Here is a 12,697-nt window from a genome sequence, read left to right on the forward strand (position 1 = left end):
CGTCCTTGCGTAGGCCCCCGCGTACACGCTCAGGCGGGCACGTGCACCGCCTCCACCCGGCTGGCCACCAGCTGCTCACGCTCCCGTCGCGCTGCGCGCGCCCGCAGCCGCAGGATCTGGACGATCCCCAGCGCTTCGAGGACGAAGACGGACGAGAACGCGACGCGGTAGTCGCCTCCGGTCGCGTCGAGCAGCACGCCGATGGCGAACAGCGTCGTCATCGAGGCCGTGAAACCGCCCATGTTGACGATGCCGGAGGCGGTGCCCTGACGGGCGGGCGGGTTCGCGGGCCGGGCGAAGTCGAAGCCGATCATCGAGGCCGGTCCGCAGGAGCCCAGGACGACGCAGAGCGTGATCAGCAGCCACATCGGCGCGTGGTCGCCGGGGTGGGCGAGGGTCGACGCCCAGACGAGGGCGGTCACGGCGACCGTCCCGAGGGCCAGCGGGGCTCTGGCGGCGTGATGGCGGGCGATGATCTGCCCGTAGACGAGGCCGATCACCATGTTGACGAGGACGACGAGGGTGAGCAGATCGCCCGCCGTGGCCCGGGACAGCCCCTGGGCCTCGACGAGGAACGGCAGGCCCCACAGCAGCAGGAAGACCATGGCGGGGAACTGGGTGGTGAAGTGCACCCAGAGCCCCAGCCGGGTGCCGGGCTCCCGCCACGACTCGGCGATCTGCTTCCGTACGTAGGTCGCGCCCGCGTGCTCGGACGGCGGCGGCTCGTGGCCCTCGGGGTGGTCCTTCAGGAAGAACAGCAGGAGTACGAGGACGACGACACCGGCCATCGAACTGCCGACGAACGTCGTGGTCCAGCCGAGATCGCTCAGCAGGCGGGCGATGAGGAGGGTCGAGACCAGATTGCCCGCCATCCCGAAGAGCCCGGTGAACTGCGCGATCAACGGGCCCTGGCGGGCGGGGAACCAGCGGGCGCCGAGCCGCAGTACGGCGATGAAGGTCATCGCGTCGCCGCAGCCGAGCAGGGCGCGGGCGGCGAGGGCCATGCCGTAGGTGGGGGCGAGGGCGAAGCTGAGTTGGCCGATCGTGAAGAGCGTCACGCCGAGGGTGAGGACCCTGCGGGTGCCGAGGCGGTCGACCATGAGGCCGACGGGTATCTGCATCCCGGCGTAGACGAGGAGCTGGAGGATCGAGAACGTGGAGAGGGCGGAGGCGTTGACGTCGAAGCGGTCGGCGGCGTCGAGTCCGGCGACGCCCAGGCTCGTACGGAAGATGACGGCGACGAAGTAGACGGCGACGCCGATGCTCCAGACGGCGATGGCGCGGCGGCCGCCGGGCGGGTCGCCGGGGAGGGCGAGGGCGGGGCCGCGACCGGATGCTCCGGAGGACCCGCCCGAGGCACCGCCCGAGGGTCCGGACCCTTGCGAAGGTCCGGACCCTCCGGACGCTCCGGAAAAGGACGCGCTCACCGGGCCTCACCCCGTATGAGCACCTTGACGCGGCCGACGTGGGCGCGCACGCACCGCGCGGCGGCCTCGGCGTCACCGGCCCGGATGGTTTCGAGCAGTTCGGCGTGCTCGACGATGCTGGTCTCGACGCGCTCGGGGTGCGCCTCCATGACGGCGACGCCCATCCTCAACTGCCGGTCCCTGAGCTGGTCGTAGAGCTTCGACAGGATCTCGTTGCCGGCGTTGCGCACGATCTCGGCGTGGAAGCACCGGTCAGTGACCGCCACGGCGGCCAGATCGCCTTCCTCCGCGAGGCGGCGCTGCTCCTCCACCAGTTCCTCCAAGCGCGCGATGAGCCGCGCGGACGCGGGGACGGCCTTGCGGGCGGTGAACTCCTCGACCAGCAGACGGGTCTCGACGACATCGGCGATCTCCTGCGCGGAGACGGCGAGGACGAGGGCACCCTTCTTGGGATAGAGCTTGATCAGCCCCTCGACCTCAAGCTTGAGCAGCGCTTCGCGTACGGGCGTACGTGACACCCCTACGGCCTCGGCGAGTTCGCCCTCCGTAAGGAGGGTCCCGCCCTGGTAGTGCCGGTCGAGAACACCCTGCTTGATGTGGCTGTAGACACGGTCGGCGGCGGGCGGCTGTTTCACGGGGACGGGGGAGGCGGCGGCAGGCGCGGATGGCATGAGCACAGCTTAGATACAACAGAGATGCGACAGTGATCGCGTCCATATCGCGGAACGACGGGATTTCCGGTGCGTGCCGTACATCCCTTCAGATCACTCATGCGTCTTTTCAGTGGACTACCCCTGCTACGGGCGTGAGTCGAATTCACTTCAGACAAGCACATTTGCGACATCGGAGCGTTCCTTTGATAACCAGCTTCCCGGGCGTGCGGAGAAACGTGCGCAGGTCCACCGTGGTAGCCCTCACCGCCGGCGCCATGCTGACGGGCACGGCCCTGGTCGCCCCGGCGACCCAGGCGGCCGAGTCCGCGCCCGCCGCCAAGGCAGCTGCCGCGGCCCTGCCGACCCTCTCGGCCAAGGGCGCCTTCCTGCTGGACAACACCACCGGCGCGAAGCGGTACGGCAAGGCCGCGGACACCCGCCGCCAGATGGCCAGCACCACCAAGATCATGACCGCGGCCGTCGTGCTCAACACCAAGGGCATCGACCTCAACCGCACGATCACCGTCAAGCAGACCTACCGCGACTACGTGGTCCGCGAAGGCGCGAGCACCGCGGACCTGCGCACCGGCGACAAGGTGACGATCCGTCAGCTCCTGTACGGCCTGATGCTCCCGTCCGGCTGCGACGCGGCGTACGCCCTCGCGGACGCGATCGGCACCGGCTCGACGGTGGCCGCGCGCACGAAGTCGTTCATCGGGAAGATGAACACGAAGGCCAAGGACCTGGGCCTGACGAACACCAAGTTCGACTCGTTCGACGGCATCTCGGCGGCCGGCGACAACTACACGACCCCGCGCGACCTGGCGACGATCGCCCAGTACGCGATGAAGAACTCCACGCTGCGCGCGGTCGTCAAGTCCACGAGCTACAAGACGACGACCCCGACCAGCACGGGCGGCACCCGCACATACACCTGGTACAACACGAACCAGCTGCTCGGCTCGTACACGGGCGCGTTCGGCGTCAAGACCGGCACGGGCACGGCCGCCGGCCCCTGCCTGATCTTCGCCGCCACACGTAACGGCAAGACGCACATCGGCGTCATCCTGAACGGCACGGACCGCTACAACGACGCGGCGAAGCTGCTGGACTACTACTCGGGCGCGTCGGCTGCGAAGACGATGAAGCTCCGCACACTCCCGGCGGGTGCCCAGCGCGACTGACCCCCTGCGGGATGCGGTAAGGGGCGCGGCCACCACGGGGTGGCCGCGCCCTTGTCGTTGCCGGTGGCCGCAGGGCCCTTACCCGCGTGTCGAGTGGACGAAGTCCCGCAGGGCGCCGGCGAACGTCCCGGGCTCTTCGATGTGGCCGAAGTGCCCACTGTCTTCCAGTACGACCAGTTGGGACCGGGGGATGAGAGAGTGAAGTTCCTTCGCCCAGCGCGGCCCGCAGATCACGTCGAATCGGCCGACCACGACCAGGGTGGGCACAGTGAGCGAGGGGAGGGCATCCCTGTCGTCGATACGGTCGGGCTCCCCGTTCTCGCCGAGAGGAGAGATGTAGGTGCAGGTGACCGTCTCGCGCAGTTCGCTGAACTCGTCCTCGCGGTCCCAGTAGCGCGCGAAGTAGACGGGCAGGAGGTCTCGGAGCGCCGCTGTGATCTTCGCGTCGTCAGTAGCGCTCCCCACTGTCTGGAGTCCGGCGAGCGCCATGGGGAGCTCCGGTCGGTCCTGGTTACGGTGGGCGAATTCCTCGACCCTGGAGGCGGCCTCGGCCATGTGCTCGGGACCTGTCGCGGGAGCACTCTCGTACAGCACCAGGCCCCTGACCCTCTCCGGGTGGTGCAACGCGAGGTGCTGGGCGACGAAACCGCCGTGCGAATGTCCGAGGAGGAACACACGCGGCAGGGACAGCCGGTCGAGCAGGCACACCAGGGTTCGCGTGTAGCGGTCGCGGGTGTAGCCGTGGGGGTGCGACGGGAGGCGTTGTGAGCCGCCCGTGCCCAGCGGCTCCACGTACACCATCGTCAGGAACTCCTCCAGGGCCGGCGTCCGCAGGGACTCCCAGATCACGCCCGGTCCGCCGGGGACGGCCACGCAGACCGGGCCCGAGCCGTAGACGTGGTACCTCTGGTTCAGGTCGTCCACCACGACATCGTGAGTTCCGGGGGACAGCAGATCGGGCGTTTCACTCTGCATCGAGTTCTCCATGTGGATGATGTTTCGAACACCCACAAGACGCGGTGGCCACGGAGAAGTTCGACGCGGGGGAGGTGATCCACGCCACAGATCCGAGGCCCGTAGACCTGTGTCGGAGTGCTGGGTGCGGTGGGGAACGTCCTGCCCCCCGGCTCAGCCGGCAGGTCCGTGGAACAGGCGCAGTTGGTGCATCCGGTTGTCCTTCATGGACATCAGCCAGGCGACGGCCGGAGGACAGTGACCCGGTCTGTCCGGCGGATTCACCAGATCCATTTCCCAGATGACGATGTCGCGGCTGGTGACGGCACTGACGAAGCGCTGACGTACCCCCGCTTGCAGATCGTTGTCCATGCCCCGGACGAGGAAGTTCCGGTCGCCCACTCGCTGCCGTCCCGAGTAGTAGGCCACATCCGGCGTCCACCGCTCGGCCGCCAGCTCCGCGAACCGCCCCTGGCCGGCGGCTTCCAGCGTCTCCACCGCTTCCAGGGCGCTCCTCCGGGACAGCGCGACGGTGTCGTCGTGCACCGAGTCCGCGGTTGTCGCCATGGCCTCGGCCAGTTTGGCTCTGGCTTCACTGAGCCTGCTGCGCACCGTCCCTACCGGCACGCCGCACAGAGCGGCGATCTGTTCGTACGAGGGGGTGCGTGGGCTGAAGTGCCGCAGCATCACTGTCATGCGCAGGGTAGGGGACAGTTCGTCGATCGCCCGCCAGAGCCAGTCACGCATCGCGTGCCGCTCGATGACCCTCTCGGGGCTCGCCTCCGACGCGAGCACGGTCAGGTCCGAAACCGGCGTCGTGGAAGCCGCCGAGCGCAGCCGAGAGCGGCAGACGTTGCGCACGATCATGCGCAGCCATGCGCCGACGGACTCCGGTTGCCGCACCTCGCCCATGCGCCGCAGGGCGATCAGTGAGGCGTCCTGCACGGCGTCCTCCACGTCCGGCCCGTTGCCCAGAACACTGAGCGCCACCGCGTGCATACCAGCCCGGTGCCGGCCGATCAGCGCGCCCGCCGCAGCCACTTCGCCGCTCCGCGCGGCACGCACCAGCTCCACATCGGAAGAGTTTTCGGGCATGACGCCTCTCACTCGCTTCGGGGGTCTGCGTACAGCACACGCGACGAGCCTGGTGCGGCCGGGTTCCCATTCCGCTCTACACGGCGTCAGGTTCTACACAGCGCCAGATTGAGTTTTCTGCTACCGCTCTGTCGTCATCCGGCTGTCATCCGGCTGATGACCTTCAACGGCCTCCGTCACAGCTACCCGGGCCGCGTGAAGGATCTGCTCCGACAGGTGCGTTCCCGCTGTGGCGCGGGCCAGCAGTATCCCGCCCACGAGGGTGGCCAGGGCCGCCAGACCAACATCCCCGGGTGCTATCCACGCCGCCAGTTCATGGGTGCCGTCGGCGTAGGTCTTTCTGTGCTCGGGCTGACGCGCGACATCGCCGGCGAAACCGGCCGCGGGGCAACCACTGCCGGGGTTGTCGCGGTGCTCGACAGAGAGGTAGGAATCGACCAGAGAATTCCACGCCGCTTTATGTTCCCCGGCGTCCTGGTCCAAGGTGATGAGGGATTGGAGATTGTCGGCCAAGCCCTTGGCGGTGGCTTCGTCAACGAGCGCGGATTTGGAGGCGAACTGCTTGTAGAACCCGCCTTGGGTCAGGCCGATCGACCGCATCACATCTACGATACCGACCTCGGCCACACCCTTTTCACGGAACAGGTGGGAGGCTGCCTCCACCACCCGCTCCCGGTTTGCCTTCGCTTCCGCTTGTGAGACGCGACTCATCCTTCACCTCCGTGGCGTCGCCGGCCACCTGTGCATGTCGCGGGCTGTGGGGACGGGCAGTGGCCGGCCGACCCACCCGAATTCCTCAGACTATGTGAGGGTGAGGAGGCTCTGCCCGAAGTCGATGAACGGTTCGTGCACTCCCGTCTCAGCCGCCGCTCGGGCGTAGTCGATGTAATGCTCCAGCGTTCCGGCAGACCCGCCGGTGTCACCACCGAGGCCGTCATCGGCCTCGGTGGTGACATGCGAAGCCTGCGTTCCCCGTGCTCAGCCGGCGGAACCGGACGCCTGAATGGCGGCTCGGACCTGCTGCGCGAATCCCCGGACGGTGTAGTCCGCGGGAAGGCTGTCGATCAGCACGATGTCGGAGATGGCGTTGTTGACGCGCAGGGGCAGGATCGCCTGGTACTCCGCCGAGTTGTACCACTCGTCGGCGGCGGCGCGGTCGGGGAACTCCATGAGGACGACCAGGCCCTGCCACGCTCCCTCCACGACGCTGGGCTCACCGTTGGCAAGCCACTTGCCGCCATAGGGCCTCGCGGTGGCCTCGACCTGTTCGAGGTAGGACAGACCCGCTTCATTCGGGACGCCGCCGGGGATGCGGAGGTGGTTGATCAGGTACGTGCTCATGTCGAACCTTCCAGGTTGAGTGAGTGGCCGCGCAGCGCAGGGGGGTTGTCGGTGCCACTTAGATTATAAGCGTAATCCTGTGCGCGATCGATCAACCCGAGCGGGATGGCGTGACGCATCCGACCCCACTCCCGGCCGGGCCCGCCGCGACCCGGGCGCCCCCTTGGGCTTGGCGGGATCGAGGCTGTCGATCGAGAAGCCGAAATAGATTATGTGTGACATCTATTACATGTTCGTTCGGGAGCGAGCGCCGCATGAGGGGCCCGCACCTCCGTTTCGCCGGCAAGCAGGAGATTCGAACCCATGACATGGCGCGTGACAGACAGACCCGACGTGTTTCGATCCGAGGCGGGGGCCTTCCTTGTCGCACGTCCCGATCTGCACACCATGCTGCTGTCCGGGCTCGACTCGATCGAGCATCCGCGGTCCGGGGGCACGGCGCCGCCCACGCTTCTGGGTTGGTGGCGTGAGGGGGACGGTGCTCCGACGACGGCCGCGTTCGTGTGGATTCCACCTCACCTGCTGACCGCGAGCCACCTTTCCCTGGCCGCGGGGGCGGGTCTCGCCCGGTTGCTGTCCACCGACGCCCACCCGTTCACAGGGCTGTTGGCCGACAACGCGTCGGTCCGCGCCTTCTCCGAGGGCTGGGAGACGATCACGGGCGCCGTCCCGGACGGCGGACCGAGTCTTCGCCTCTTCCGTCTCGAACAGCTGGTACCGCCTGGCGCCGCACCACCGGGGACACCGCGGGTGGCAACCGGGGACGACCGGTCTCTTCTCCACGACTGGTGTACCCGTTTCGTCGCGGAAGCCGGCACGCTCGGAGCCGATCTCGACAGATTCATCGACGAGCGGACAGCCCGGGGCGGCTGGCGGCTGTGGACGGTCGCGGGCGAACCGGTAGCCGTAGCGGCCATGACCTCGGTCGTGAGCGGCATGGCCCGCGTCACCCCTGTCTACGCCCCGCCCGAACATCGCGGACGAGGCTACGGCGCCGCTGTCACCGCGGCCGTCTCCCAGGCCGCGCTGGACGCCGGGGCGGAACACGTACTGCTCTTCACCGATCTCGCCAACCCGACGAGCAACGGCCTGTACCGGCGTATCGGCTACCGGCCTGTCTCCGACTACCGAATCGTGATGCCCTGACGCCTCTGGACGTCCGCCCGATCACCGGTCGGCGACCACGTGGCGGCACACGCTCCATGTAGCCTTCCGGGGCAGCGGGACGGGCCGGGACAGTGGAGAACAGATGGCAGCACGGCGGGGTACGGAACAGCGGATCACAACCCGCAACGCCCGCTTCCAGCAGTGGCACGCGCTGCTCGCCAACCGCAACAAGCGCAAGAGGCAAGGCGAGTTCCTCGTTCAGGGCGTACGCCCCATCACGATGGCCGTCGAGCACGGGTGGACCGTACGCGCCCTGCTGTACGACGCGAGCCGGCCGCTCTCACGGTGGGCCGAGGAGGTGCTGCGGGGCATCAGTACGGACCGTGTCGCGATGGCCCCCGAACTCCTCGCCGAACTGGGCGAACGTAACGACGGCCCGCCCGAGGTCCTGGCCGTGGTCGAGACGCGGCCGGACGACCTGAGCCGGATCCGCGTCCACGACCGCTTCCTGGGCGTGCTGTTCGACCGGCCCACCCAGCCGGGCAACATCGGCAGCATCATCCGCTCGGCCGACGCCTTCGGCGCGGACGGCCTGATCGTCACCGGCCACGCGGCCGACGTCTACGACCCGAAGGCCGTACGCGCCACCACCGGCTCCCTGTTCACGCTCCCGGTCGTCCGGAGCCCCTCGCACCACGAGGTCACGGAGTGGCTGTCGAAGGAACGCGCGGAGGGACGCCCGGTCGCCGTGGTCGGCACGGACGAGCACGGCGACGCGGACGCCGACGCATTCGACCTGACGCAACCGGTGTTGCTGCTGATCGGCAACGAGACGTCCGGACTGAGCACAAGCTGGCGCGAGGTGTGCGACCACGTGGTGAGCATCCCGATGTCGGGCTCGGCGAGCTCACTGAACGCCTCGAACGCGGCGACGGTGGTCCTGTACGAGGCGGCCCGCCAACGGCGGGCCTGAGCCCGGGTGTTACGCCGGCCGCCGCACGTACGCGGTCAGGGCACGCCACGCACCGGGGGCGACGCGCAGGACGGACCCGCCAGGGTCCTTCGAGTCCCGCACGGCAACAGTGCCGGGGATGTTACGGGCGACCTCGACGCACTCGCCATTGCCGCTGCTGTAGCTGGACTTGACGAACTGGAACTTGGGCACGGCCTACAGCTCCCTGCGGATGCGCTCGATCAGCGCGATGGAATCCTGCGGAGCGAGCCCGTTCCGGACGATCCGGTCGAAGGTCACATTGTGTCGCGCGGCGTCCGTCTCGCTCTCCAGCCACAGGGTAGACGACGTGGTGTCCATATAAACCACGTCCATCGCGCCAGGTTCGGCGAACGAAACGATGCTGAACGCACTGGTCATTCCAGGGTGCGACCCCGCGACGAACGGGACTACCTGGAGTTTGACGGTGTCCAGCCCGGCCGCCTCGACCAGACGCGCGAGCTGGGCACGCATCACGTCACGACCACCGACCAGTTGGCGCAGCGCACCTTCGCCGACCACCGCCCACAGGCGCAGCGGGCTGCCGTCCGTCAGTCGACCCTGCCGCGCCATCTTCGCCTCTACGAACCGCTCGATCTCGTCGACGTCCTCCCAGTCGGCGTTGCCGACTGCCAACGACCTTGCGTAGTCCGGGGTTTGCAGTAGGCCTGGGACGAACGACCCTTGCCAGCTCCGGATACCGGTCGCGATGTCAAGGACGCCCTCATGAACGCAGCTCACGCTCCGCAACAGCCCACGCCCGACCCTGAACCCGTCCTCCAGGAGGACCGGCTCGACTACACGCCCACCGCCGGGAGCGTTCGTCTCGCGCGGCGGCGGACCGGGCGGCGCGCTGGGGAGTGGGGGTGGCCCGGACTCGTAGGCAACACCGGGCTGTTGGTCAGCGAGCTCGCCACCAACGCACTGTTGCACGGCTGCCTGCGCGACCGTCTCTTCCGCGTACGGCTCCAACTCACCGCCAGCACCCTCCGGATCGAGGTCACCGATCCGCGCGGCGAACGGCTGCCGCGCCTCCGGCTCCCCGAGGACGACGAGTGCTTCGGCCGGGGGCTGCTCATCGTCGCGGAGCTGGCGGATCGTTGGGGCGTCGAGCCCCGCACCGTCGGCAAGAGTGTCTGGGCGGAGTGCGGCCTCGGCCCGCGCTCCCTCGTCACGCCACCGGGTTCGCCGGACCGTCCAGCCACAGCTCCTGGCGCCCCCGCGCCGTGACCGTCAGGCCGAAGCGGGTCAGGGACGGGCGGGCCCGGTCCTCCCACCAGGCACGGGCCGCCGTGATCTCGTCCCAGAGGCGGCGGGGACCCCATTCGCGGACCGCGTCCGGCGCGTCCCACGCCTCGTAACGCACCGACGCCCACGAGCCGTTGCCGTCCGAGAGGACGATTCGGTACGTGGCCGCCGGGTTCGCGGGGTCCCAGGTGTGGACGTAGCGCGCGTCGGGCACCCGGAGGCCGATCGTGAACGCCACGTCCACGTTCGACAGCGCCAGGTCCGGGTCGATCGCGGAAGGGCCGCGTCGGTCGGGCACCGTCGGTGGGAGGGTGACGGCGTGGGGGCGTTGGGCGCGCATCCACATGAAACTGACGTTGTCCACGAAGCGGCCGTACGAGGGGCCGCCGGGCTCGGCCGTCACCAGCCGCAGGAGGCCGGCGTTGGCGTACGGCGTGCCCCAAGGCGTCACGATCGTGCCTCCGGGCCTGGTCTGCTCGATCCAGTCGCGGGGAACGCGGCGTACGGTGGCCGTCGAGTGGATGTGGTCGTACGGCGAGCCCTCGGGCCCGCCCGCCAGGCCGTCACCTACCAGCACCCGCGAGGGCGAGAGCGCGGCGGCCTTCAGGCGGCGCGCGGCCTCCGAGGAGATGCCGGGGTCGACCTCCACCGTGGTGACGGCCTCGCCGCCAAGTCGCGCCACCAGCAGGGCACTTGTCCAGCCGGTGCCTGTACCGACGTCCAGGACCCGGGCACCGTCGGTGACATCCAGATGCCGGAGCATCGACGCCACCAACGAAGGCTTGGACGCGGAGGAGGTGGGGACACCGGGGCCGTTGTCCGCGCCGTCGTCCAGCTGCGTGACGACCACCTCGTCCGCGTCGACCAGAGTCCACCACGTAGCGGGCTCGGCGGCCCGCGTGATGCGCCGGTGGCCGGTCGGGGATCCGTCGTCCGGCGCCCATACGGCCTCCGGCACGAACTCCGCACGTGGCGCACGCGAGAACGCGCCACGCCAACTCTCCACCAGCGCGCCGGACTCGGTCAGGCCCGCCGGCGGCCGCGCGTAGCCGTCACTCACTTCTTCGGCGGAACGGGCCTGGTCCACTGACCGTCCGACTCCTTCGGCGTCTGCTTCATGTCCCCTTCGGTTCCGTCCTTGCCGTCACCGTGCTCGCCCATGAGCGTCTCCCCTCGGTCTCCGACCGGCCGACCGCACTCGGTCACCAGAACAGACATACCGGCTCCGTTCCGTGACCATCAGGGGCGCGTAGAGGCGAAAAGGTCGCAACTCCCAGCGGAGTTGCGACCCTTACGTCCTTCCGTCAGCCCTCAGCCCCAGGTGATCAGTCGCTTCGGCTGTTCCAGGATCGCCGCCACGTCCGCCAGGACCTTGGAGCCCAGTTCGCCGTCCACCAGGCGGTGGTCGAACGACAGGGCCAGCGTGGTGACCTGGCGGGGCTTGACCTTGCCCTTGTGGACCCAGGGCTGGAGCTTGATCGCGCCGACCGCCAGGATCGCCGACTCGCCCGGGTTGAGGATCGGGGTGCCCGTGTCGACGCCGAAGACGCCGACGTTCGTGATGGTCACCGTGCCGCCCTGCATGGCCGCCGGGGTCGTCTTGCCCTCGCGGGCCGTGGACACCAGTTCGCCCAGGGATCGGGCGAGTTCGGGCAGGGTCATGTCGTGCGCGTCCTTGATGTTCGGGACGAGCAGGCCGCGAGGGGTCGCCGCCGCGATGCCCAGGTTCACGTAGTGCTTGACCACGATCTCCTGGGCGGCCTCGTCCCACGTGGCGTTGACCTCGGGGTGGCGCTTGATGGCCACCAGCAGCGCCTTGGCGATGAGCAGCAGCGGGTTGACCCGTACGCCCGCCAGGTCCTTGTCGGACTTGAGCTCGTCCACCAGCTTCATCGTGCGCGTCACGTCGACCGTCACGAACTCCGTGACGTGCGGCGCGGTGAACGCGCTGCCCACCATCGCGGCCGCCGTCGCCTTCCGTACGCCCTTCACGGGGATACGGGTCTCCCGGCCGACAGCCGCGGGAGTGGCGGCCACCGGAGCCGGCGTGGGCTCCGCGACCGGTGCCCCGGCCGCGGGTGCCGTCGCCGCGTGCACGTCCTCGCGGGTGATGACCCCGTCCGCGCCCGTCGGCGTGACCGTCGTCAGGTCCACGCCCAGGTCCTTGGCGAGCTTGCGCACCGGCGGCTTCGCCAGCGGGCGCGAGGGGCCCTCGGCCGCGGGGGCGGAAGCGGCCCCGTTCATCTCCGCCTGGATCGCGGCGGCAGCGGCGCCCTGTTCGGGGACCGCCGCCGCCCCCCTGCGCGGACGCCGCTTCGTGGACGCCTCCGAGACGCCGTAGCCCACGAGCACCGGCTGGCGCCCCTTCGGCTCGGCGGCCGGTTCAGCCGCGGGAGGCGGAGCGGCAGCCGGAGCCGGTCCGTCGTCGCTCCCCGGCGCCACGTCCACCGTGATGATCGACGCCCCGACATCGACGGTCGTGCCCTCGTCGAAGCGCAGCGCGTGCACCACCCCGTCGTAGGGAATGGGCAGTTCGACGGCCGCCTTCGCCGTCTCCACCTCGCACACCACCTGGCCGTCGACGACGGTGTCGCCCGGCTGTACGTACCACTTGAGGATCTCGGCCTCGGTGAGCCCTTCGCCCACGTCGGGCATCTTGAACTCTCGATAGCGGGTAGAAGTGTCAGCAGTCATGGT

At 69.3% G+C, this 12,697-nt stretch carries 15 protein-coding genes; 4 read left to right on the forward strand and 11 right to left on the reverse strand.

Going from position 1 to position 12,697, the window contains the following annotated elements; genetic code table 11:
• Nucleotides 1-29 precede the first annotated feature (29 nt).
• Together ACIBBB_RS26095 and ACIBBB_RS26100 are read right to left on the reverse strand one after the other, a co-directional pair.
• Nucleotides 30-1,277 (reverse strand): nitrate/nitrite transporter, encoded by a 1,248-nt coding sequence (locus ACIBBB_RS26095; RefSeq protein ID WP_398986447.1) that lies wholly within the window; start codon nucleotides 1,275-1,277, stop codon nucleotides 30-32.
• A gap of 146 nt (nucleotides 1,278-1,423) precedes the next feature.
• Nucleotides 1,424-2,098, reverse strand: a complete 675-nt coding sequence (locus tag ACIBBB_RS26100) for a GntR family transcriptional regulator (RefSeq protein WP_398986004.1) — start codon at nucleotides 2,096-2,098, stop codon at nucleotides 1,424-1,426.
• 257 nt (nucleotides 2,099-2,355) lie between these two features.
• Here ACIBBB_RS26100 and ACIBBB_RS26105 point away from each other — a divergent pair, with 257 nt between their 5' ends.
• Entirely contained in the window at nucleotides 2,356-3,264 is a 909-nt protein-coding gene (locus ACIBBB_RS26105; protein WP_398986449.1) for a D-alanyl-D-alanine carboxypeptidase family protein, read from the forward strand.
• A 78-nt stretch (nucleotides 3,265-3,342) separates the two neighbouring features.
• Here ACIBBB_RS26105 and ACIBBB_RS26110 read toward each other — a convergent pair whose 3' ends face one another.
• The 4 genes from ACIBBB_RS26110 to ACIBBB_RS26125 all read right to left on the reverse strand — a co-directional run bounded on the left by ACIBBB_RS26110 (nucleotide 3,343) and on the right by ACIBBB_RS26125 (nucleotide 6,654).
• Entirely contained in the window at nucleotides 3,343-4,239 is an 897-nt protein-coding gene (locus ACIBBB_RS26110) for an alpha/beta fold hydrolase (protein WP_398986006.1), read from the reverse strand.
• Between the two features lie 153 nt (nucleotides 4,240-4,392).
• The gene (locus tag ACIBBB_RS26115; protein ID WP_398986008.1) at nucleotides 4,393-5,313 is read right to left on the reverse strand and encodes an RNA polymerase sigma factor; all 921 of its coding nucleotides are present in this window, start codon (nucleotides 5,311-5,313) and stop codon (nucleotides 4,393-4,395) included.
• A gap of 120 nt (nucleotides 5,314-5,433) precedes the next feature.
• Nucleotides 5,434-6,024, reverse strand: coding sequence for a TetR/AcrR family transcriptional regulator (locus tag ACIBBB_RS26120; protein ID WP_398986010.1), 591 nt, complete (start codon nucleotides 6,022-6,024; stop codon nucleotides 5,434-5,436).
• A gap of 267 nt (nucleotides 6,025-6,291) precedes the next feature.
• On the reverse strand, nucleotides 6,292-6,654 hold the full coding sequence (locus ACIBBB_RS26125) for a DUF1330 domain-containing protein (RefSeq protein ID WP_398986012.1): 363 nt from the start codon (nucleotides 6,652-6,654) through the stop codon (nucleotides 6,292-6,294).
• 333 nt (nucleotides 6,655-6,987) lie between these two features.
• On the opposite strand from ACIBBB_RS26125, the gene ACIBBB_RS26130 reads away from it, so the two are divergent.
• Both ACIBBB_RS26130 and ACIBBB_RS26135 read left to right on the forward strand, forming a co-directional pair.
• Nucleotides 6,988-7,800, forward strand: coding sequence for a GNAT family N-acetyltransferase (locus tag ACIBBB_RS26130; protein WP_398986014.1), 813 nt, complete (start codon nucleotides 6,988-6,990; stop codon nucleotides 7,798-7,800).
• A 103-nt stretch (nucleotides 7,801-7,903) separates the two neighbouring features.
• A complete protein-coding gene (locus ACIBBB_RS26135) occupies nucleotides 7,904-8,734 on the forward strand; it encodes an RNA methyltransferase (RefSeq protein WP_398986016.1) in 831 nt (276 codons plus the stop codon).
• 9 nt (nucleotides 8,735-8,743) lie between these two features.
• On the opposite strand, the gene ACIBBB_RS26140 is transcribed toward ACIBBB_RS26135, so the two are convergent.
• Complete coding sequence (locus ACIBBB_RS26140; protein ID WP_398986018.1) at nucleotides 8,744-8,926, reverse strand: DUF397 domain-containing protein; 183 nt, start codon at nucleotides 8,924-8,926, stop codon at nucleotides 8,744-8,746.
• A gap of 3 nt (nucleotides 8,927-8,929) precedes the next feature.
• The gene (locus ACIBBB_RS26145; protein WP_398986020.1) at nucleotides 8,930-9,493 is read right to left on the reverse strand and encodes a DUF5753 domain-containing protein; all 564 of its coding nucleotides are present in this window, start codon (nucleotides 9,491-9,493) and stop codon (nucleotides 8,930-8,932) included.
• Between ACIBBB_RS26145 and ACIBBB_RS26150 the strand changes: the two genes are divergently transcribed.
• Nucleotides 9,479-9,982, forward strand: coding sequence for an ATP-binding protein (locus ACIBBB_RS26150; RefSeq protein ID WP_398986022.1), 504 nt, complete (start codon nucleotides 9,479-9,481; stop codon nucleotides 9,980-9,982). The two genes, ACIBBB_RS26145 and ACIBBB_RS26150, sit on opposite strands and share 15 nt — an antisense overlap.
• Here ACIBBB_RS26150 and ACIBBB_RS26155 read toward each other — a convergent pair.
• From ACIBBB_RS26155 to ACIBBB_RS26165, 3 genes are all read right to left on the reverse strand, one after another.
• Nucleotides 9,924-11,087, reverse strand: coding sequence for a methyltransferase domain-containing protein (locus ACIBBB_RS26155; protein WP_398986023.1), 1,164 nt, complete (start codon nucleotides 11,085-11,087; stop codon nucleotides 9,924-9,926). The two genes, ACIBBB_RS26150 and ACIBBB_RS26155, sit on opposite strands and share 59 nt — an antisense overlap.
• Entirely contained in the window at nucleotides 11,057-11,218 is a 162-nt protein-coding gene (locus ACIBBB_RS26160) for a hypothetical protein (RefSeq protein WP_398986025.1), read from the reverse strand. Before ACIBBB_RS26160 ends, ACIBBB_RS26155 begins: the two co-directional genes overlap by 31 nt.
• 93 nt (nucleotides 11,219-11,311) lie before the next feature.
• Nucleotides 11,312-12,694: a dihydrolipoamide acetyltransferase family protein gene (locus ACIBBB_RS26165; RefSeq protein ID WP_398986027.1), complete on the reverse strand. Its 1,383-nt coding sequence runs from the start codon at nucleotides 12,692-12,694 to the stop codon at nucleotides 11,312-11,314.
• Nucleotides 12,695-12,697 lie beyond the last annotated feature (3 nt).

Origin of the sequence: Streptomyces sp. NPDC051217 (assembly GCF_044455465.1) — a bacterium.
Taxonomy (GTDB): Bacteria; Actinomycetota; Actinomycetes; order Streptomycetales; family Streptomycetaceae; genus Streptomyces.

Coding starts and splice junctions, on each gene's coding strand:
- ACIBBB_RS26135 (WP_398986016.1), top strand. CDS start 7,904: ATGGCAGCACGGCGGGGTACGGAACAGCGGATCACAACCCGCAACGCC.
- ACIBBB_RS26105 (WP_398986449.1), top strand. CDS start 2,356: ATGCTGACGGGCACGGCCCTGGTCGCCCCGGCGACCCAGGCGGCCGAG.
- ACIBBB_RS26110 (WP_398986006.1), bottom strand. CDS start 4,239: ATGCAGAGTGAAACGCCCGATCTGCTGTCCCCCGGAACTCACGATGTC.
- ACIBBB_RS26165 (WP_398986027.1), bottom strand. CDS start 12,694: ATGACTGCTGACACTTCTACCCGCTATCGAGAGTTCAAGATGCCCGAC.
- ACIBBB_RS26120 (WP_398986010.1), bottom strand. CDS start 6,024: ATGAGTCGCGTCTCACAAGCGGAAGCGAAGGCAAACCGGGAGCGGGTG.
- ACIBBB_RS26125 (WP_398986012.1), bottom strand. CDS start 6,654: ATGAGCACGTACCTGATCAACCACCTCCGCATCCCCGGCGGCGTCCCG.
- ACIBBB_RS26100 (WP_398986004.1), bottom strand. CDS start 2,098: ATGCCATCCGCGCCTGCCGCCGCCTCCCCCGTCCCCGTGAAACAGCCG.
- ACIBBB_RS26115 (WP_398986008.1), bottom strand. CDS start 5,313: ATGCCCGAAAACTCTTCCGATGTGGAGCTGGTGCGTGCCGCGCGGAGC.
- ACIBBB_RS26150 (WP_398986022.1), top strand. CDS start 9,479: ATGAACGCAGCTCACGCTCCGCAACAGCCCACGCCCGACCCTGAACCC.
- ACIBBB_RS26160 (WP_398986025.1), bottom strand. CDS start 11,218: ATGTCTGTTCTGGTGACCGAGTGCGGTCGGCCGGTCGGAGACCGAGGG.